At 42.9% G+C, this 21539-nt stretch carries 17 protein-coding genes and 2 pseudogenes; 11 read left to right on the top strand and 8 right to left on the bottom strand.

Annotation, left to right across the window (positions count from 1 at the left end; all coding sequences use genetic code 11):
* The first annotated feature begins 113 nt into the window (after positions 1–113).
* Entirely contained in the window at positions 114–1016 is a 903-nt protein-coding gene (locus tag H2O73_RS02110; protein WP_182106037.1) for a LysR family transcriptional regulator, read from the top strand.
* A gap of 107 nt (positions 1017–1123) precedes the next feature.
* On the opposite strand, the gene H2O73_RS02105 is transcribed toward H2O73_RS02110, so the two are convergent.
* Both H2O73_RS02105 and H2O73_RS02100 read right to left on the bottom strand, forming a co-directional pair.
* Positions 1124–3043: a PTS fructose transporter subunit IIABC gene (locus H2O73_RS02105; RefSeq protein ID WP_182106035.1), complete on the bottom strand. Its 1920-nt coding sequence runs from the start codon at positions 3041–3043 to the stop codon at positions 1124–1126.
* Positions 3044–3314: 271 nt separating this feature from the next.
* Positions 3315–4001 (bottom strand): GntR family transcriptional regulator, encoded by a 687-nt coding sequence (locus H2O73_RS02100; protein ID WP_182106033.1) that lies wholly within the window; start codon positions 3999–4001, stop codon positions 3315–3317.
* A 260-nt stretch (positions 4002–4261) separates the two neighbouring features.
* Here H2O73_RS02100 and H2O73_RS02095 point away from each other — a divergent pair, with 260 nt between their 5' ends.
* Together H2O73_RS02095 and H2O73_RS02090 are read left to right on the top strand one after the other, a co-directional pair.
* Positions 4262–6553: a pyruvate formate lyase family protein gene (locus H2O73_RS02095; protein ID WP_182106031.1), complete on the top strand. Its 2292-nt coding sequence runs from the start codon at positions 4262–4264 to the stop codon at positions 6551–6553.
* A gap of 82 nt (positions 6554–6635) precedes the next feature.
* Complete coding sequence (locus tag H2O73_RS02090; protein WP_182106029.1) at positions 6636–7571, top strand: glycyl-radical enzyme activating protein; 936 nt, start codon at positions 6636–6638, stop codon at positions 7569–7571.
* Between the two features lie 98 nt (positions 7572–7669).
* On the opposite strand, the gene H2O73_RS02085 is transcribed toward H2O73_RS02090, so the two are convergent.
* Positions 7670–9223: a glutamate synthase-related protein gene (locus tag H2O73_RS02085; protein ID WP_182106027.1), complete on the bottom strand. Its 1554-nt coding sequence runs from the start codon at positions 9221–9223 to the stop codon at positions 7670–7672.
* Positions 9224–9520: 297 nt separating this feature from the next.
* Here H2O73_RS02085 and H2O73_RS02080 point away from each other — a divergent pair, with 297 nt between their 5' ends.
* Both H2O73_RS02080 and H2O73_RS02075 read left to right on the top strand, forming a co-directional pair.
* Positions 9521–10528 (top strand): HlyD family secretion protein, encoded by a 1008-nt coding sequence (locus H2O73_RS02080; protein ID WP_182106025.1) that lies wholly within the window; start codon positions 9521–9523, stop codon positions 10526–10528.
* Between the two features lie 12 nt (positions 10529–10540).
* A complete protein-coding gene (locus tag H2O73_RS02075) occupies positions 10541–12070 on the top strand; it encodes an MFS transporter (RefSeq protein WP_182106023.1) in 1530 nt (509 codons plus the stop codon).
* 68 nt (positions 12071–12138) lie between these two features.
* On the opposite strand, the gene H2O73_RS02070 is transcribed toward H2O73_RS02075, so the two are convergent.
* On the bottom strand, positions 12139–12741 hold the full coding sequence (locus H2O73_RS02070; RefSeq protein WP_182106021.1) for a TetR/AcrR family transcriptional regulator: 603 nt from the start codon (positions 12739–12741) through the stop codon (positions 12139–12141).
* A 329-nt stretch (positions 12742–13070) separates the two neighbouring features.
* On the opposite strand from H2O73_RS02070, the gene H2O73_RS02065 reads away from it, so the two are divergent.
* Positions 13071–13820, top strand: coding sequence for a 5'-methylthioadenosine/adenosylhomocysteine nucleosidase (locus tag H2O73_RS02065; protein WP_182106019.1), 750 nt, complete (start codon positions 13071–13073; stop codon positions 13818–13820).
* Here H2O73_RS02065 and H2O73_RS22085 read toward each other — a convergent pair.
* From H2O73_RS22085 to H2O73_RS02055, 3 genes and pseudogenes are all read right to left on the bottom strand, one after another.
* Entirely contained in the window at positions 13813–14103 is a 291-nt protein-coding gene (locus tag H2O73_RS22085) for a hypothetical protein (RefSeq protein ID WP_246335815.1), read from the bottom strand. The two genes, H2O73_RS02065 and H2O73_RS22085, sit on opposite strands and share 8 nt — an antisense overlap.
* A 12-nt stretch (positions 14104–14115) precedes the next feature.
* Positions 14116–14298, bottom strand: a pseudogene (locus H2O73_RS22080) (MerR family transcriptional regulator); the annotation flags it as partial.
* Positions 14294–14785: a 2-thiouracil desulfurase family protein gene (locus H2O73_RS02055; protein ID WP_182106018.1), complete on the bottom strand. Its 492-nt coding sequence runs from the start codon at positions 14783–14785 to the stop codon at positions 14294–14296. The pseudogene H2O73_RS22080 and the gene H2O73_RS02055, both read right to left, overlap by 5 nt.
* Before the next feature lie 733 nt (positions 14786–15518).
* Between H2O73_RS02055 and H2O73_RS02050 the strand changes: the two genes are divergently transcribed.
* The 3 genes and pseudogenes from H2O73_RS02050 to H2O73_RS22075 form a co-directional block, all read left to right on the top strand.
* Positions 15519–16613, top strand: a complete 1095-nt coding sequence (locus tag H2O73_RS02050; RefSeq protein ID WP_182106016.1) for a hypothetical protein — start codon at positions 15519–15521, stop codon at positions 16611–16613.
* Positions 16614–16710: 97 nt separating this feature from the next.
* A complete protein-coding gene (locus tag H2O73_RS02045) occupies positions 16711–17241 on the top strand; it encodes a hypothetical protein (protein WP_182106014.1) in 531 nt (176 codons plus the stop codon).
* Between the two features lie 299 nt (positions 17242–17540).
* Positions 17541–17690: pseudogene (locus H2O73_RS22075) on the top strand (IS3-like element ISVpa4 family transposase); the annotation flags it as partial.
* 65 nt (positions 17691–17755) lie between these two features.
* Here the strand turns inward: H2O73_RS22075 and H2O73_RS02040 are convergent.
* On the bottom strand, positions 17756–18238 hold the full coding sequence (locus H2O73_RS02040) for a DUF2846 domain-containing protein (protein ID WP_182106012.1): 483 nt from the start codon (positions 18236–18238) through the stop codon (positions 17756–17758).
* A gap of 860 nt (positions 18239–19098) precedes the next feature.
* On the opposite strand from H2O73_RS02040, the gene H2O73_RS02035 reads away from it, so the two are divergent.
* On the top strand, positions 19099–20256 hold the full coding sequence (locus H2O73_RS02035; RefSeq protein WP_182106010.1) for a cystathionine beta-lyase: 1158 nt from the start codon (positions 19099–19101) through the stop codon (positions 20254–20256).
* A gap of 95 nt (positions 20257–20351) precedes the next feature.
* Entirely contained in the window at positions 20352–21515 is a 1164-nt protein-coding gene (locus H2O73_RS02030; RefSeq protein ID WP_182106008.1) for a M24 family metallopeptidase, read from the top strand.
* The last annotated feature ends 24 nt before the right edge of the window (positions 21516–21539 follow it).

The raw sequence follows: 21539 nt of genomic DNA, 5'->3' as shown, positions 1-21539 counted from the left end.
TCAGAGCTTTTGCTGAATTCGTTTGATGGAGAGAGTTTAGTTTGATTCCATATTTTGATTAATAGGGTAAATGTGTAATTATTATTTCCATATGACTCTTAATAGGCTGGCTTATGGCGATTTCACATACAAATTTACTGGATGGCATGGTGATTTTCACTACTGTGGTTGAGCAAGGGAGCTTTACTAATGCAGCGAATGTGACTGGGCATTCCACCTCTTTCATCAGCAAAGAAATCAATAAACTTGAAGAGCGGTTGGGAGTGCGTCTGTTGCATCGAACAACGCGCACATTGAGCCTCACACCGGAAGGTAGCCATTATTTTCAACAATGTAAGCAGCTTATTGAGAGTGCGCAAGAGCTTGAGCAAGCGATCAGCGGTAAACAAGAAGAGCCTAAAGGGGTGTTGAAAATTAGTTGCCCGGTTAATTTTGGGGCGGATCAATTAAGCCCAGTGCTCGCTAAGTACATGCAGCTTTACCCAAAGGTCAAAATAGAAGTGTTTGCCAGTGATCATCGGGTAGATTTGATTGGTGAAGGCTACGATGTGGTACTGAGATCATCAGCAAACGCGGAAGATTCCAGCCTGATTAGCCGCTTAGTTCAGCGCTCTTGTACTCGCACGGTTGCTTCACCCAGTTACTTAAAACAGTTTGGCACGCCGAAGCATCCTAGTGAATTGACGCGGCATAAATTGCTTTGTTACAGCAACCACAAACAACCTAATGTCTGGAGCTATATTGATAGCGATGGCTCACTGTTGCGAGTTGATGTCGCTGGGGTTTTAACCACAAATAGTCCGGAAATGGAGCTGAGTTTGTGTAAATTGGGGCAAGGTATTTGCCGCTTACCGGAATCTTTAGTAATGGATGGTATCGAGAGCGGTGAGCTCGTTGAGCTATTTGATGATTTGCCAGTACACAAAATTGAGATGTGCTTGGTTTACCCAAGCCGTAAACATATGTCGACTAAAGTACGCCGCTTTATTGATTTAGTTGTAGAAGAGTTGCAATAGTCTACCCGTCGCTGATTTCTAAGGTCCGAAATAGAAAAAAGCCAGAGGGGGATCTGGCTTTGATCTTTCATTCGCAAGTTTAAGCTTTGCGTTTTTTGGTTTGGAACTTAGTTAGTGGCTAGTTGCGCAGCTTGCTCTTTTTTCGCTTTGTTGTAGCGTACTTTTTTAAGCGTAATAGCAACTGCTGCGGTGGTAATGACACCAATTGCCATTGCAAGTAGTGCGAGTACAGGTTTGTTGAACGCACCTAATAGCACAACGATTGGACCACCGTGAGCAACGCTACAAGTAAGACCGAACATAAAGCCAAGTACACACGCTACCGCTGAACCAATCATGTTTGCAGGAATAACGGTGAACGGGTCACGAGCGGCGAATGGAATTGCACCTTCAGAGATACCAACCATACCCATCGCTGTTGCTGCTTTCGCATTTTCTACTTCTTCACGTTCAAACAGATTCATGCGGCTACCAATGAATGCAGCTAGTGCCATACCAAGTGGAGCAACTGGAATTGCTGCCGCTTGAGCGCCCATGAACTGAGTTTGACCTTCGGCAATTAGGCCGACGCTGAATAGGAATGCCACTTTACCAAATGGACCACCCATGTCGAAGCCTTGCATCAAACCGATCACCATGCCAATTACAATGACGTTACCAGTGGATAGGTTCGCCAAAACGTTGTTCATGGTTTCCATGATGTCAGCGATTGGTGCACCAATGATGAAGATAAAGACAGCGGCGATAAACAAAGAGCCTGCAATCGGGGCGATCATAATTGGCACTAGAGGCTGAATCATCTTCGAGTAGTTGAAGCTGACAATCCACTTAACAAAGTAACCCACTAATAGACCCGCGATGATTGCACCAATGAAACCCGTGCCCGCTTCAGCATTGTAGAAAGAACCGTTGTTCGCAATCCAACCACCAATCATACCCGGAGCAAGACCAGGACGGTCTGCAATCGCGTATGCGATGTAACCAGCAAGAATTGGGATCATTAAGGTAAAGCCGACCACACCAACATCAAGGATCTTATTCCATAAGCTGCCTTGAGGAATAGCCAGACCACCTGGGGTGGCTTCGCCGCCAATGGCGAGAGCAAGGGCAATCAAAATACCGCCGACAACGACGAATGGGATCATGTGCGATACACCATTCATTAGGTATTTGTAGAGGTCTTTACCAGTTCCACCTGGACTTGTTGTTGATTGAGTTGTGCTTGCTTTGCCATCACCTTGATAAAGAGGCGCTTCTAACGCTTGAGTGATCAGTTGCTCGGAGTCTTTGATCGCTTTTTTAACCCCAGTGATAACGACACGTTTGCCTTTAAAGCGGTTTAAGTCGACCTGTTTGTCACAAGCCACTACGATAGCGTCAGCTCGTTCAATATCTTCTGCAGTCGGTGCATTCTTTACACCGACAGAGCCGTTGGTCTCTACTTTGCACTCGTAGCCCATCTGCGCTGCCGCATTTTCAATGCCTTCCGCCGCTAGGTAAGTGTGAGCAACACCAACCGGACAACCGGTTACGCCGATGATAAAGCCTTTGCTCGCTATCGCTTGAACTGGCTCAGGTTTATCCTCTGCTGTCAGCAGTGCAAGTGCTTCTTCATTAGTTTGAGCTGCTTTTAGGCTGGCTAGAAATGCAGGTTCGATGATCTTAGAAGACAGTTTCGCTAATACTTCAACGTGGAAATTGCTAGCCTGCTCTGGAGAGGCAATCATAAAAAAGATTGTTGATAGCTCACCGTCTTCTGCACCGTACTCAATACCTTGTTTGCTAATGCCCACAGCAATCGCTGGTGAGATCACCGCGGAACTTTTCGCATGTGGTAATGCGATACCATCTTCGAAACCGGTATTGCCTGTCTCTTCACGCGCCCATACATCTTTTACAAATTGTTGTTGATCTGAAATTTTTCCAGCATCAACAAGTACTTGTGATAGCTCATTAAATACCGATTCTTTGTCGGTTGCCGCCAAATCAAGCTTGATTAGCTGCGCATTTAGGATCTCTTTCATCATAGTGTAGATCTCTTGTGTGTAGGGTATGGATTTATGTATTTACAAATTTAAGTAAATCTTAGTGATGGTTTTGTCGATTAAGATTGATCTAAATCAGTATTGTGACTGTGTTTATCGGGCTTTGTGGCAAATTGTGAACTGGATAACGAATGTTCTAGAGCAAAGGGTGCGCAATGTCACGCTTGCATTTGTAAGGTCAAGTTTGATGGGGTGATAGATGAAGTATAGGGGAGTATGCGGCGTTACTAGGTAGTAAAGCCGCAAAAAATCGCTAACGAATCGACACAGTTGTCAGGTTGTTGGAAACCAGTGTCTCAATGGTGTACTGGGCTAGTACCGAGTGCAGTAAGTACACGTTGTGCTGGATAGAGAGGCAGAGGTGATTAGCTTCAACGCGCAGCAGAAATGCTTCTTTCTCATTCAGTGATTTGGCTGAAATGGTTTTGGCATCGTGGCTGATATTGTAGCCTGCTTGTTGCTCAATGTAAGTCAAAACCGACTGCTCACAGTGCGCCTCAGTAAACAGAGGAAATAGGCTGTGTGGCATCCATGTTTCTTCTAAAATTGCCGGCTCACCGTTTATTATGCGCATTCTTTTGAAGTGATGAAGCCTTTCCCCAACAGCGATTTTGAATTTATCTGCGAGCTTTTCATCCGCGTCAACACTGGCAAATTCCAACACAATATTTTTTAAGTCGGTGTCTTTGTTTATCCGCTCTGAAATACTAGTCAGGTTGTTGTCTTGATAGAACTCCGGAGGATTAACAAACATGCCTGAGCCTTGTCTTGAATGGACAAAAGACTCCTGTTTCAGCTTCTCAATCGCTTTTCTTAGAGTTGGGCGACTCACGCCAAACTTGTTTGATAATGCATGCTCTCCCTCGAGCTGCGACCAAGCGGGAAACTGACCACTGACGATGTCAGCTTTTATCGCCTGATAAACTTCAACGTATTTCATGAGATAGATTACAACTTTACAAATGATGGGTTTTAGCCACGCGAAATGTTACCTGTTAACACATGTTTGTTCAGTAAGTTAAGGTGACTAACCTTTAATAGCATGGATGTTACCAGAAAAGAGTGTCGAAAAACAAAGCGGTTTCTCAGAAATTTGATGCATGATCGAGATCATCATTCGTGAAAATTTAAAATTATTTGTATTTACATATTTACGGTGTAGATTTAAGGTTATCTCATAAAGATACGAGGAGCCCTACCATGTCATCCAAAATCGAAAACAATCCAAGCCAAGTTGATGTAAACAAAAAAATCCCATGTGAAAAGCCAGCTAACGTTCAATTGCAAATCATGGAGGCTTACACGCGTGCACACCATAATGAGAGTGATCTCTATCAGCGAGAAGTGGCGTGCCTTTCTGAATTGTACCCAGTGCTATTTAGACAGATTGAAGCAGAAGATTGTGTCGTAGGGCGTTTAGATGCGCTGCCAATCGGTTTTGGTAGCGTTACCTCGGTAGGTGGTGTTGGACACTACTGCAATTTCGATAAACTGGAAGCGTTTAAAAGTGAATTGGCAGCTGCCGATCATCCGCGAGTGGATGAACTGCTGACGTATTGGCAAGAGAGAGATACGCGTTCGATCTATTTTCGCCAAACGTTAACAGAAACAACCTTAGGTAAGTTTGTTGATGTGAACTACCCAGCGATCGCAACCGCACGTTTAAGTGGCATGTACCTCGATTACAATACCCTGATCGATAACGGTATTGAGGGAATGCGTGCACGCATCAACGACCAATTAAGCGCCGCTAAAAAGCAAGCTGATGAGAAAGCCATTTCGTTGCACGGTGCGTTTCTTGGCTGTTTTGATATTGTTGAACGTGTGATTGATTTTCATATTCAGCTTTGTGTTCAAGAGCTTGATAAAACTGAAGATCTAACCCGCAAACATCAAATGAGTGATCTGATTGATGCGCTAACGTCTATTCGTAGCAGCAAACCAAAAACCTTCCTCGAAGGTATTCAACTCTCTTGGTTATACAGCCTATGTTCTGGCGTGGTTAACTTTGGACGCATGGATGATTATCTCGGTGATCTGCTGGTCGCTGACCTTGATGCGGGTAGAATTACTGAGCGACAAGCGATCAACTATATCCGCTCTCATTACCGTCTAATTGAAGCACGCAAGACAACAGTAAATGGTCGTGTTGTTGTTGGTGGTATGGGGCGACGTAACCCAGAGGCTGCGGATGTTTACTGCAAACTGGCTATTCAAGCGGTGCGCGAGAACAAAGACACAGAACCTCAATTTACGCTTCGTATCTACAAAGGCATGAACCAAAGTGTTTACCAAGACGCACTTGATGCTATTGGTGAGGGGCTAACTTACCCAATTCTTTACAATGATGATGTTAACGTCCCTGCGGTGATGAACTCAATGCAGATTTCACAATCTGATGCTGAGCATTATGTACCGTTCGGCTGTGGTGAGTTTGTGTTATCTGGTAAGAGCGTAGGTACGCCAAACACATGTATCAACATTCTTAAAATCTTAAACATCGCTCTAACTGGCGGAACCGATTTCTGGGATGGTAAAGATAAGAGTGGTGGCACTGCACTGCTTAAACCAGAACAAGTGAGCAGCTTTGATGATGTGATGCAGAACTACAAAGATTTATTGGATCACTACATTGAGCTAACGTCACAAGCGCAGTCATTCTCTTATAAAGTGATGAACCAAGAAGTGGGCTTCTTATTTACCAGTATTCTTACTGATGACTGTATTGGTCGCAGTAAGTCACTACTTGATGGTGGCGTCTATAAACTGGGCGGAACCAATGAAACCTACGGCAACACCAACGCGTATGACTCATTGTCTGCGATTAAGAAAGTGATCTTTGAAGACAAAAAATACAGCTACGTTGAATTGATCGAAGCGCTACGAGTGGACTTCGATGGGTATGATCGTATGAAGTACGATCTGATCAACGCACCTAAGTTTGGTAACGATGATACATACGTTGATGATATCGCGGTAGAGATGCACGAATACATCTGTAATGGCATTAAAGATTCAGCGGCAAAAGTGGGTATGGATAGTTACCTTGTCGTCATTATCAATAACCAAGTGAATACTGAGTGGGGGCGTGCAACCAGTGCTTCGGCTGATGGTCGCCACCGTGGTGTTTACATGAGCAACGCCAATAACCCGCAAAGTGGCGCAGACAAAAATGGCCCGACAGCGATGCTGAACTCGCTGGTGAAACTGAAAGCTGAAGTGCATGCTGGCTCGGTTCAGAACATGAAGTTCAGCAAAAATATGTACCAAAGCAAGCGCATGATTGTTGAAGCATTGCTGGACGGTTATTTCGAGCAAGGCGGACCGCAAATCATGGTCAGCGTGGTGGGCAAAGGTGAGCTGGAAGATGCTTATCATAACCCGGAGAAATACCCGAACTTAGTGGTTCGAGTAGGCGGATTTAGCGCAAAATTTGTCAACCTAGATAAAGATGTCCAGCTAGAGATCTTGAACCGTACTCTTAACGATTAATACCAGCCTAGATATAACCACCTTAGGGTGATCAGTGAGTTTTTAGATCACCCTCTTTTCTTGCTTTGATTCGAGGCGCACCATGCAAACCAACCACTCTAACGGCAGTGATTCAACAACGGGTATCGTATTTGATATTCAAAAATTCAGTGTAAATGATGGTCCCGGGGTGCGTACCGCCGTCTTCATGAAAGGCTGCCAAATGAAGTGTGTTTGGTGCCATAACCCAGAGTCTTTAAGCAGCAAGAGGCAACTCGCCTTTAATGCGCAAAAATGCATTGGCTGTCGTCGTTGTGAGCAAGTGTGCCCCAATGATGTCCACAGTTTCACTGCCGATGGTCGCCATATTGTTAATTTTGATGCCTGCCAAACTTGTGGGCTTTGCGTGGATGCGTGCATGCAAGATGCGCTCAAAATCTATGGTAAGGAGATGTCGGTTGATGAGGTTTTTGCCGAGATCATCAAAGACAAAGTCTATTTCGATAAATCCGGTGGTGGGGTTACCCTTTCCGGTGGCGAAGCACTGAAGCAATTTGATTTTTGTTTAGCTTTGGCGAAAAAGTGCCAGCAAAATGGTGTTCATGTCTGTATTGAAACCAACGGCGCCTCGAAAAAACAGCATTACCAAGCTATCGCTCCTTATGTTGATCTGTTCCTTTTTGATTACAAAGCGACGGGTGACAAGCTGCACAAACAGCTCACTGGCATGACGCGCAAGCTGGTGGATGACAACTTACAAACGCTGAATGAAATCGACGCACAAGTGATTTTACGTTGCCCAATCATACCCGGCTACAACCTCTCGGAATCGCACTTTGCTGCCATCGCCAAATTAGGCGAATCAATGTCGAACATTCAAAAAGTAGAAGTGTTGCCATACCATAACTTTGGTAAAGGCAAAGCAACGGAAATTGGTAAAGAGTACAGCGTAGAAGCAGAACTGCCAGAAGATGAAACGGTTAATCAATGGCTTGAGAAAATCAAAAGCTATGGCGAAGTAAACGTCATCCTGAGCTAACCATTGAAAGAGTATGTCGATCTTATCTCTCGAATTTCACACCTTTAATGGGGACCACTGACAAAAATGTAGGAGCCCCACTTTTTGATAAATCGCGGTTATTCATCACTCAATGAAGTAACACCAGAATATTTAATCCCCGACAACTGCGCCATTTCTTGATGCCATGTCGCCAAATCATTAATGTTGAATTGGTTTAGTTGGTCATGCCCACAGGCTCTTGCCATGACTTGCATTAGCTCGGTCGATGCTTCAAAAAAATTCTTCAACTGGACTGAAGCTTTTGCCACATTGAGCCGCTGGCGTAAATCGGCTTTTTGGGTGGCAATCCCTGCTGGGCAGTTGTTGGTATTACACATTCTCGCTGCCACACAGCCAATAGACTGCATTGCACTATTGGAGATAGCTATGCCATCAGCCCCTAAAGCGAGCGCTTTAACAAAGTCCATTGGGACTCGTAAACCACCAGTGATGATCAACGTCACTCGACCGCTAGCACCAACTCTATCTAAATAGGCTCTTGCTCGCGCTAATGCTGGAATGGTTGGCACACTAATATGGTCGCGAAACATTTCAGGAGCAGCCCCAGTACCACCGCCACGACCGTCTAAGATGATGTAATCAGCACTGGCATCTAAAGCGAACTGAATGTCTTGTTCAATGTGATTAGCACTCAGTTTAAAGCCGATAGGAATGCCGCCTGTTATGCTGCGCACGTGATCGGCGAATTGCTTAAAGTCTTCTGCTGAATGTAAGTGTTTAAATGTCGGTGGGGAAATCGCGGCAGTTCCAGCTTTAATACCGCGGACGTCGGCTATTTTGCCAATGTTCTTCGCACCAGGTAAGTGCCCGCCGGTACCCGTTTTTGCACCTTGTCCTCCTTTGAAGTGAAAGGCTTGTACACCCTTTAACTTGTTCTCATCGTAGCCAAACTGAGCACTGGCGAGTTCGTAAAAGTAACGAGAATTGGCGGCTTGCTCTTCGGGTAGCATGCCACCCTCACCGGAACAAATCCCCGTTCCTGCCAGTTCGGCGCCGGTCGCGAGAGCAACTTTTGCCTCCTCAGAAAGTGAGCCAAAACTCATGTCAGAGACAAATAACGGAATCTTAAGCCGTAGTGGTTTCTTCGCTTGTGGACCAATAACTAATTCCGTCGTAACCGCGACATCTTCCAGCAAAGGTTTGGTTGCCATTTGAGCCACCATAACTTGGATATCATCCCAGTGGGGTAATAGATGTCTAGGCACTCCCATAGAAGTCATTCGCCCATGATGCCCCAGTTTTGAAAGTCCCTCACGGGCAAGTTGATGAATAAACTCAACCGTTGGTTCTTCTGTTGTCGCTATCGCAGAAGGGGCTATTTCTGCCGATTGAATCTGTACCCCGGGACCTTCTTGCCCGACGTGTTCATTGCTGAACTGCTTATGGCTACCATCACAAAATGGCAGGTTATTTGAGTGCTTACAGCGGCATAGGTAGGCATCGCCACTTTCTTCGGCAATAAAGCTTTTTGGTTTGAAACTTGTAGTGGAATGAGAGCCATCACAATAAGGTTGATTGCTCGAACGCCCACAGGTACAGAAGTAATATTCTTGATCTTGTGTCAGCTTAACCTTAATCGGTTTGTTGTCTGCTATCACTGGTTTACTCATCTTTTTTACTTCCTTTGTTATGGCATCCAAATGATTTCTTTCTTTAAAGAGTAGAAGAAAGACGGTATGAGCAAATGTTAAATTTAGAGTGTTGGTTCCGCGTGATTTACTTGTGTGCTGTTCAAGCGCCCGCTCTGCGCGTTACGATTTATTTATCTGGTGAGTATTTATTTGTCGGCAAAAGATCCATAGATGGATTCTGATTGGATCAATTTAGCGGTGTTGATCAAAAGTTACTTTACTAATACTGTACCGTACAGTACAGTTTGTGGCAGATGATTTGATAAGGTTTCTAAAATGAAGAAGAAGGTAATCGCTTTAACATTGATCTTAGGTTCTGCTGTTGTGGCAATAATGCACTTCTATGAACCTAATACAGTGACCACCGATAACGCTTATATTCACTCTGACGTGACGGCGATTTCTCCAGAAGTTGGTGGACAAGTTAGCCAGATTTTTGTGGAAGACAATCAATGGATAAAGAAAGGTGAGCCTCTATTTTCGATCGATAGTGAAGACTTTTTGGCTAACCAAGATATTGCGAAGTCGGCTTTAGACGTTGCCAACACTGCACTAACAGCGAACCAAACTAAAACAGAAATGCAATTGGTTAAGATTGAGCAAGCAAAGCAAAAGATCCACAGCGCTGATGCTAACGCCAAACACCAGTACTCTGAGTTCAAACGTTTATCGCGTTTAGTGGAAAAGCAATCGGTGAGTCGTAATCAGTTTGAAGCGCAAAAAACCCGCTCGATTGAATCTCAAAGTAACCTTGAAACGGCAAAGCTATCGCTCCGCGCTGAACAAAAACAGTACGATACATTGTTGATTGAGAAGCTACAGCTGGATGCACAACGAAAGCAGGCGCAGGCTAACCTTCGCTTGATGAACATCGCATTAGAGAGAACGGTGGTTAAAGCACCTTTTGATGGTTTCGTTGCCGATAGACAAGTTCAGGTAGGTAAATTTGTTCAGCCTGGTATGGGATTGATTGTGATGGTACCTGACTATATATGGCTGGAAGCAAACTTTAAAGAAACACAACTTGGTAATGTTGCCAAAGGTCAGAGTGTAGAAGTAGTATTGGATATGTTTCCAGATCAGCCTATTCATGGTCGTGTTGCGTCAATTACCCCAGCCACTGGTGCTCAGTTTAGCTTGCTACCACCGCAAAATGCGACCGGTAATTTTGTTAAAGTGGTGCAGCGTGTCCCTGTGCGTATTGAGCTTGATCTTCCAAGTGAGTTAAAGCAGCGAGTCTATCCAGGGTTGTCGGCTGAAGTATCGATCAAGACGACGATATAAGGACTGTTGCTGATGAAAACACGTGTTTGGTTGTTGATATTGGCATTGTTTGCCATTGCAGGGTATGGGATAAGTTCGGTGATGTTTAGCGAGCTTTCTCACAATATGGCGGCAAGTATGGGCTTATCGCTAGATGAAGTCGAAGTGGTTAAAGTTGGCTTTATGATCACACAAGTATTGGGGTACATGTGTGCCCCTGTGCTGATACGCAAGCTTGGTACTTATCCGTTACTTATTGCGGCATTGTTGGCACAACTGTGTATTAACAGTGTGCTCTATTGGCAAGTATCTCAACATTGGCTATTTACGCTTTCTTGGCTATGCAGCGGGCTGGCATTAAGTACCTTACTTGTGGTGATTAACGTTTATCTTCTCCAACACTTTGAGCAGCGTTGGCTGCCAATTATAATCGCCACCACTTTGGTATTTTCCACGTTAATTCCAATGGGTGCTTATCCATGGCTGATGGCGAAGTGCCTAGAGGTATTCAACTGGTCATTCTTCTGCGTTGTTTCAGCATGGCTGTTTTTCTCTGCTTTGGTGATTGCGCGTATTTTTCCGCTGCCTTCAGTTGCTATTCTTACCAAGGAAAAATCTCGACCTAGCACCTACCTTATTTTGGCGATAGCAATAAGCCTTGTTGTGTTCTTATTGATGCGAGGAAGTTACTACAATTGGTGGCAGTCTGCGTTGTATTCGCAATTGACGGTGGTTGGATCGGCGTTAGTTTTATTGGCGATATTTCTTTTGGTAAAAAATCGTTCAATGATCACCGCCTCTATAGAATTGCACAGTAAATTGAAAACCAATGTCTTTATGTACAATGCATTTTTAGCAGGTTTTGCCGTAATGGCAAGTACCGCACTGTTTGGCAATTTCCTCAAACTGGCTATGCATTACAATGATCTGAATGCTGGTTATGCCCAATTGCCATCATTCTATGCGATGTTAGTTGGCATGCTGTTAAGCGTGGCTGTGTTTTATTTCAAACCTTCACTCGCGGATGCTGTCGTGCCATTTGGTGTATTGATGATTATGCTCTCGGTGTATGACTTTAGCTTGTTGCCAAGCAATGTCTCACCTGAATCATTAACTATGCCAATGCTATTACGAGGTTTTGGGGTAGGGTTGCTCAATGTATCGGTGACTATTTCAGTCTTGATGTACTTTAACGCAGATCAGCGGCTAGAAGGCATATGCAATTTTTATCTATTTCGCACTATGGGGGGGGTGATCGGGGGCGCATTCTTTTCCCGAGTGATTCAAAATCAGAGTGCTCAAGCATCAGGTGAAATTGGGCGAACATTAGATGGAACTAGCAATGCTTTTTCAGCGTATGAGCAACTGTTGAGCAGCGCCATTCTTACACATGGGCGTTTGCCAAGCCCCTCTTTGGGTATGAGTCAAATCAGTGGCATAGTGAAAGAGCAGGCAACCACTCTGGCACTTAATAATGCGTTATTGGTGTTCATTATTTCTATTTTTGTTTTAGCACCGATTCTTCTGATAGGTAAAAAATTAGCAGCTAAGCACTCTTTGTGAATGCGCAATATACTGAAGATTTAAATTAGCGATGAGTGGGAGTGCATTATACTCCCTTTTTTTGCTTATTAATCTTTGTATAGGGTGAGAAAGGCATTAACAGCCTTTTGTGTATGTACCTTTAACTGCTTGTCATTAGGTAATGCGAGACCAATCAACGCCATATTTTGGTAATCTGCTTTAATCAGCGCCAGTAGTTGCCCACAGGCAAGATCTGCGTCATCAATATGAAGTTGCTGACTGATGCTCTCGTTTTTCAGGAATTCAATTAAGTATTGGTGAACACGCTGAGGGCTGTTTCGCCAAAATTGTTGGGGGACAGAGTCGTGCTTATTGAAATCCGCAGAGATAATTCGATATAGCCCAAGCATAGGGTTAGAGCAGATGCCTTTTAGATACTGTAAAGCGAAGATCTCTAAAGTTTGCTGCAAGGACGTATTGTGCTTTTTAGCCAACTGGAAAACAGACTCTAAGCTGGTTTTAGTATTATGAGTTAATACTTCGACAAACAAACCTTCTTTATTTGAGAAATAGCGATATAAAGTTTGTTTCGAACCGCCACAAATCGCAACGATTTGATCCAATGATGTATCTTTATATCCTTGTTCGATAAATAGCTTAGTCGCGACCTCAATAATTCGAGTCCGCTTCTCCTGTGTTGATGCTCGCATAGCTATACCTCTAATAAAACTGTCCGGTACAGTATCATTTTTGTTGGTTAGGCACACTGTTTTTGCCAGTAAATGCGCGATACAAAAGGTATTTGAACCGAGCAAATTGTGCAGTTTTAGGCAAAGAATAATAGTGCACTGAAGGCCGTTAACTTAGCTGATTATTTCAATAAGATTTCTTGTCGGGACTTCATGGATACTTAAATGATGATGTTGATAATTCATCATTTAGTTTCTTTGATTAAACAACAAGCAAACGATTGCGCAATCGATTGTTATCGCGTATCAGGTAAAGTATGATTCCGCCCATCTTTTCAGGAGAATATTTTATGCTTCGCTTTTTTGCCCTTTTATTCACTATTATTTCATTTAACACTGCCGCTTCAGTAGAGCGAACTGCCATTGTTGGTGCAATGGACGTTGAGATTGAAGGTCTGTTGCCAAAACTCACCGATGTGGAAGAAAAAACCATCGGCAAACATCTTTTTCATATCGGTCAGCTAAACAATAAATCAGTGGTAGTCACTAAATCAGGTGTGGGCAAAGTCAATGCAGCTTTGACGACAACACTTTTGGCTACTGAATTTAATGTTAATTCGATTATCTTTACTGGTATCGCAGGCGCAAGCGCACCTGAACTGGAACCAATGGATGTGGTGATCTCAACCGGTTTGGTACAGCATGATGTAGATCTCACCGTGTTTGGTAGCCCAATGGGATTGCTTGATGGCTATGACAGCCGCGAGTTCCTGCCTTCTGAGGCATTGGTGAAACAAGCACTAACCGCAGCTCAAACGGCGCTTGGTAAAGAGCAAGTTACCACCGGTATTATTGCGTCGGGCGACCAATTTATCGCTGATAAAGAGAAAGTGGCTTATCTATACAAAGAATTCCAAGCAAAAGCGGTAGAGATGGAAGGCGCTGCGCTGGCGCAAGTGGCTGATCAGTTTGATATCCCTTACGTGGTGATCCGTACTATTTCTGACAAGGCTGATGGTTCAGCAGCACTGACTTATGAAGAGATGAAAAAGTCCACCGCAGACAACTCGGTTGCCATCATCTTAGAGATGCTTAAGTAGTCAGCAAAGGGGGGCTCAGGTCGCAGGTGATTGTACGCCTTATGTTGAGCGATTTTACTTTTTTGTTCATAGCGCGCTCGCTGATTGCGAAACGACTATCAATGCAAATGAAATTAATAAGGGAGCCATAATTGGCTCCTTTGTTGTTTATTGAAGCTCGGCAGTTTTCAATGCGTACTTTTTGTTCTTCTAGCTGCTTAATCTGTTGCTCAACCAGAAGGTATTTTCCAATTAGAAAGTCATGGACTAAGTTCCAGTCAAAATCTTCTTGATCACTTTTCATCTTGACCATATCTGAAAGATGAATGCCCAATGCCTGAGCTTCTTTGATGATCTTGATAAGATTAATGTTAGCGTTGCTATAGATTCGATATTTTCCTGATCTAGCAACCTTAAGAAGAGCAATAGATTCGTATAGCCGGATTGCTCTTTGTGTCGCACCTGTCAGTTGAGATGCATGCTTGAAATATACTTCAATTTTCTTGTTTCGATAACTCCGCTCTTAGCATTTCGACCGTGTGTTGGCTAAACACTTTGATGCCAACGTCTGCTAAAACGGCGGTTGTTACACCGAAACCGTCGATTTTGTTGCCACTAAAAGTACCATCATAAATTTTGGTGCTGCCACACGATGGGCTTCCTTCAGCCAGAATTGCGTATTTGATCCCATGTTTCTGGCAAATTTCTAGCGCCTTATGTGCCCCAAGCAAAAATTGTTTGGTCACATCGATACCATCATTTCCCATAACATGAGCGAGACCGTTAACAACCTCCATTCCCTTGCCGTTAACAATTTCAGCAGGAGCCCTAGGAGTGGGTAAGCCACCTGAGACTTCGGGACAAAATACCACCAACTCGACATGCGAATTGAGCCACTCCCAATCTAGATTAGGTATGGATAAACAACTCGCATTATAGCGAACCTTGTTGCCAACTAAGCACGAACTGACGAGTACTTTTTCCACCAATAGCTCCTTTGGACAATAGTGAGTAACTTATTAAGGGACGAAGAGTAGTGCAGGTTCAGAGTTTCTGCACTCTACTTTAAAACGGAAGTTAATGCAGAGTAAAAATGTTATGAGTGGCGGTTGCTTTGGTATTTTGAGGCGTTCGTCGGTTAGATTTCGTTCATGGATCCGTTATTTTCCTTTAGGAACGAGCAAACCGACAGAATCGCTTGGTGATCACACTCATTGAACTCCCATTCAAACTCACTACTGGACAGAAACGAGTTTGGCTCTCTGGGGGAGATCTAGCCTTAGGATAACTTTTGGTATCGAAAAACGGAATTAGCCACCGCTTTCTGTAGTGGCGATATGCACGGTAATGGACATTAACTTCTACTTTCAGTCATAGTTTTATGAACCACTTTATACAGAATATTTTGCTGAATATGCAAAGCATGGTTAATCCCCTGAAGTTTTCTAATCTAAAGCAATCCAGTTGGATTTGGGGTTGAAGAATCCCATAAGCATTTACCGTACAATCCTAAAAACCCATTTCTCGTGTAAAAAACATACTCCAGAAACGTAATTTGCAGATCTCTATAAGTAAGATGAATAAAATAAATCTATATTAATCAATGTCTAATATTGGTATGTCTTGCTGTGTAATAAATTACGAATTATTACAGAAAATATGTAATGAATTTATTGTTATTTTTCTTTAGCCTGTTAATCAATGCTTAAGGAGGAAATCATGAGTAAAAAACGCGACACAATTTTATGGGTCAATCACGCCGTAAGTTATTTTAAGAATCAAGGCAAGGCGCAGAAAGATATGGCTGATATTCTCGGTTTGGAAGAATCACGAATTAGTGAGATGAAAACGGGAAAAAGCTTGTTATCAGCATCTCAAAAGCGAACTATCATTGAGATCTGTGGAGCACCACGTCGTGATCCTGGACGTTTTGAAATAGCCCTTTGTTATAATAATTTGGATTACTTTTTTTCATCATTTTGTGATTTGATGGAAAACCGCTACTTACGCAATCTCATTGTTTTTTTCCAAAATAAAGAGAATCAGACCAACCTACTAAGCCATTGTATTCCTATGGAAGATATGGAGGGTAACTACAATGAAACAATAACTTTATCGGATATCGATACGTTAGTTCGTCATGATGAGTTAAATGAAATATTCCAAAGATATCAAATGTGGTTACAAAATATTGACGGGTCAGAACGTCCTGATATGTCTTTGCTCATTGATCGGATTTCGGTTGATGATAAAAATAGCTTTCATTTGCTCTATCAACTTTGGTTTATTATTCAGCGTTGTCCAACATTCGCACTCTCTAATGCCAAGCCATTCAACCTTAGCCCTGTAATACATACTGAAGAAATAATTCTTACAGGAAAGAAAGTATTACTAATTGAAAACAATGGCAAATTAAACCCCATCAATCAACCCATTATCGAGCGTTTTGGTAGTCATGAACATTGCCCAAGCAATGAATTCATTAAACATGATTGTTGGCATTCGGTACATTGTGAATTATATCTAAGCGAAGATATGAATTACCACCTCACTATACAACTTTCAAATGATTACTGTATTGATTATTTTCCGTATGAAGATGATATCAATAATACTAATGAGCTTGATTATGAAGTTCATGTGAAAGAAAACGACTTGCTTGTGGTAATAGAAAACATTAATTCTATGGAGTTGTTTTCTATCATTGAAGATGTAAGGAAATGGTGTGCCCTCTCTATTGATAACCACTTAAAGTTAAAGAAAAATATCGCCAGAGCAGGTGGTTATATTCCAGGTGCAAGGGTGTTGGTATAGGCAGATTATAGGAATGCTATAAATCGGTCTACGTGAAGTAGGTCGATTCAATTCTTAATAATGCAGTTGATTCAAAAAGACAATTTGGAAAAGTCATATGGTTAAAAAACGAAATGTAATATCAGAATTGCAAGGTCAACGAGTTCTTTCCGCAAAGTTGGTTTCTGATTCAAGGCTTGAGATTCAAATATCTAACGGTGATATAGTTATATTTGATACGTACTCCAAAAATGGATACGGTGGTGACCCCATGATTGCTCATATGGATACCAAAAAGAACGCAAGAGAGAAGCGTAGTTTTAGTCTAATAAAATTGAAATGTCCCTGTGATATTGAACTATACATTGATATTACTAGTCAACAATCAAACGAAAAACCCAAGGAATCACGTATCAACAAAATGATTTCATTTAAGGTAGGAGAAAAAATATTTCATTATCTTAACAAAGATCCAAACATTGCATTGGAGAATTTCAAATATCAGCTGTCTACAAGGATGAAGTTAACACCATTCAAATTACCTGAACTGGGCTTCTGTGTCATTACACATTTCAAGGATGATTTTGACATTGACTGGGCTGATATTGAAATGCATTACCATAGCAGTTTTGGCTTGTTTACTGACTGACAAATGTCCATATTTGATACGTTAGAATTATCAGAGAGATATAACATTTGATTGATAAATTAAGCCAGATCATTTTCCGAAGTAACTGTAGTGTATTAGATCATCCTATCTACAAATGAGTTGTTTTCTCTTAGTTGGCATAAAAATTCTGACCAAAAACTTAGCTCGTTGGTACTGTTTTTAATTGAAAGTGGGAGATCCCGATTATAGCCCCTCAACCGACAGCTATTAGGGAGAGTACTGTGATTCTAATGGTGTGATCTGCCATCGGGTAAATGCGTTAACAAGAAAAGGGGCACAGTCGGTTTATCAGCATCGAGTTCATACAGAAGTTGCAGGATTTGAGCATGAATGGCAAAGGTCGTTGGGTAGGTAACGTTTTTATTTAACGGTTATGGCGGGGCTCAAACTATGCGCAGGTTGAGTTAAAAGCTTACAGCATGCCACGATTACCTTGGTTGATTTAGCAAATAAAAACGCCAGTGTGAATAGTTGGCGTTTTTGTGTTTGGATATTAAAGCGCCTCGGTATTTGTCAAAGGTGCGCAGTTTTGCTTTGCAGCCATATCGACTTTCATTACTTCTGCTTTACCTTCTTCTTCATCTACTTGCACTATTGCCGCACCACCAACAAAAACGCCCATCTTTATATATTGGTTAATAAAGTAGTTACGACCTTCTTCTGTAGCAATAGTGATGTAGTTCTCTGAAAACTCTGACTCTGTACTTACCGTATACTTTTTACCACCTTGTACTTCATGGTAATAGAAAACACCTGGCGCAGTTTCACCAATACACTCATTGTCCACATAAACAAACTTTTTAAGTGCTGCGCCGAACATAGAGTCTGTACGATAAATATAAATACCGGAATTTCCATTTTCAGGCGACTCAAACTTTTTCATTTGATTCGCTTCTGCAGTATCAACTGTCGGTACAGAGGCGCATCCAGATAGGCCTAATAGAATTGCGATTGATGCGAGTAGTTTATTTTTCATGTTATTAATCTCACTAGATAGAAAATGTCAAACCATACATCAAGACCATGGATTAAGCTAAGTGATTGATAACATTTGCGATTAGCTATGCGTTATGATGCTGCAAGTATCGCAAGGGCATACGCTATAAAGTACGGTAGTTCACTATGGGCAGAAAAACTGGGTGTTCTCAACCTCAGTCGGTGGAGCGAAAGTCAGTGCCAATCGGTACAGTCTGATGTATTTAAAAAGATTCAGTTGGTTGCCACGCATCTGCTTTCGGAGAAAGAATGACTAGTCAACGAAGAGACATTTATTGTGTTCGACAAAGAAAATGCGGATTTTAAGTGAGAAAATTTCTCAATGCTCAAGACGAGATATGGGTCACTAAAGCTGCCGTGCTCAACGCGCTAGCATCTTCATTTCCAGTGATACTCAAGTTGAAATTGTGCTGAGCATCTTGTTGAGGCAGTGACATTTATTGTTATGTTTTTTGTCAATACAGTCGCCATAACTCTTACTGGATGTTCGTTTTTTTCATGGGGCACTTTGTAATGGCTCGACATCCTATCCCTCAAGCCTGATAGGGCTTGCCACTTAGTTTTTCCAGAATAAATCTATACAAGGCGACGGATTAAAGATGACAGAATTGCCATCATATTGGCTTGTTTTAAGACTGGCTCGATGATGTTCCCCATCGTGGGAAATAATGCATTTCTGTGATCTTTATCGACTGGTTTACCGATAGTCGATAGAGACCGATCCAGCTGAAACGTTAGCGAGAAAATCTCTCAAAAACACCGCTTATTACGAGCGCAATTCTCAGCAAAAACGAAATAATATTGCAGCATATTCAATTCACTCTCGCTTCGGAGATCAATATGCATTGGCATACCAAACTCGCTCAACCACAAACTTTGGCAGCGCCAGGGTTTGAATCTTTAGCCACACCAACTTACCGCGGCTCAACGGTTCTATTTAAAAAACAAGCCGACGTTGTCGATGATTGGAATCAGGCTAAAAACGGCTACGCATATGGTCTGTACGGTACGCCAACGACTTTGGAACTGTCAGGTCGAATTGCACAATTGGAAGGCGCGAAACACTGTTTCGTGGTTCCGGGTGGACAAGCAGCAATCGCGCTTATCTATTTCGCAATGTGTAAGGCGGGCAGTCACGCACTCGTCCCATACAACGCGTACGGTCCTAACAAAGAGATGGCTCAAGGATTACTGAAAGATCTAGGTATCGAAGTTGAGGCATACGACCCAATGATTGGTGCCGGTATTTCGGAACTGATCCGTGACAACACCACGTTGATCTGGGTAGAAAGCCCAGGCTCTGTGACGATGGAAGTTCAAGACATTCCGGCAATCTGTAAAGCCGCGCATGAAAGAGGCGCGATGGTTGCTTTGGATAATACCTACGCAGCAGGCGTGTTATTTGATGCCTTCGCTCACGGCGTTGATATCAGCATGCAAGCGCTAACGAAATACGTTGGCGGTCACAGTGATCTCCTACTTGGCACCGTATCGGTAAATACCGATGCGCTAGTTGAAAAAGTGGGTAAAACATTCAAACAACTTGGTTTAGCCGTGTCTCCTGATGACTGTAACCTTGCGCTTAGAGGTCTTCAGACTCTTGGCATTCGCTTGGCGCATTTAGAAGCGTCTACTTTGGAAGTGGCTGAATGGCTAACTAAGCATCCAGCTGTAGCTCAAGTGCTTCATCCAGCTTTCCCTTCTTGTCCTGGGCATGACGTGTGGAAGCGCGACTTTACTGGTTCAAGCAGCGTTTTTTCTTTCCTATTCACTGAAGAGTACACCGCAGAGCAAGTTGAACAATTCATCGATACGTTGGAGATGTTCAAGATTGGTATGAGCTGGGGTGGCGTAACAAGCTTGGCGTTGGTTTATCCAAATATCGAACGCCCGGGTAAAGATTACGCAGGTCGACTTGTGCGCCTCAATATTGGCTTAGAGAAGCCAGCAGATCTAATACAAGATCTTGAGCACGCAATTCAAAAAATCTCCCAATAAACAAATCAGTACCGAGACGAAACTAGACCAAAGTCAGGTTTCGTCTAATAGAAAAAGAATATAAACAGCCAATAATTGACAATAAGGTAAATAAAATGATGACGCCTACTCGTGGTTTTACCCAACAAGAATTTGAACAGCGCACCATCCGTGCACAAAAAATCATGCATGATATGAAGCTTGATGCGATGATTTTCACCACCGAACCTAACGTTCGTTACTTCACTGGCTTCCATAGCCAATTTTGGCATAGCCCTACTCGCCCTTGGTTTGTCGTTGTACCAGCAGAAGGCAAACCAATTGCGATCGTCCCTGAAATTGGTGCTAAAGGTATGGCACAAACTTGGCTTGATACCATCATTACTTGGCCGGCTCCACGCCCAGAAGATGACGGTATCAGCCTAGTTGCTAACACTCTAAACACGCTACCAAGCCGTCATGGTCGAGTCGGTGTCACGCTAGGCATTGAGTCTCATCTACGTATGCCAGTAAATAACTACCTAAAACTGACGACCATGGTTAACAAAGAGTTTGTGGACATTGCGCTAGCAGTGCATGAACTTCGCCAAATCAAGTCAGCAGCTGAAATTGCGAAAACGCGCGAAATTTGTCGCATTACTAACGTTGGTTTCAAACGCATTCCTGAATACGCTCGCGTTGGCATGACTGAGCGCCAAATCTGTAAGCAATTTGGTATTGATATGCTGCAGGCGGGTGCTGATGAATGTCCGTTTATCATTGCAGGTTCAGGTCCTGATGCTTATGACGACATCTTAATGGGACCAACTGACCGCATTATCGAACCAGGCGATGTACTGCTGATTGATACGGGTGCGGTTTGGGATGGCTACTTCTCTGATTTTGACCGTAACTGGGCATTTGGTTACGCAAGTGAGCAAACCAAAGCGGCATACCGCGCAACTTACGAAGCAACCACTAAAGGGTTTGAAGCAGCTCGCCCTGGCGCAACAACCACCGATATCTACAACGCGATGTGGAAAGTACTAGAAGCCAATGGTGCGCTAGGTAATGACATCGGTCGTGTTGGTCATGGTCTAGGTATGGAGTTGACTGAACGTCCATCAAATACCGCTACAGACAACACAGTACTAAAACCAGGCATGGTAATGACTCTAGAGCCAGGTATGACGTACGCACCAGGCAAGACAATGCTTCATGAAGAAAACATTGTTATCACTGAAGACGGTGCTGAATGGCTTTCTGAACGTGCAGAGCCAGAGCTGATCATTATTGATTAAATCCATCAAATGAAGAACTGAAGT

The sequence above is a fragment of the Vibrio marinisediminis genome (genome assembly GCF_014050145.1).
Classification (GTDB): domain Bacteria; phylum Pseudomonadota; class Gammaproteobacteria; order Enterobacterales; family Vibrionaceae; genus Vibrio; species Vibrio marinisediminis.
This window is presented reverse-complemented; position numbering and strand designations above follow the sequence as displayed.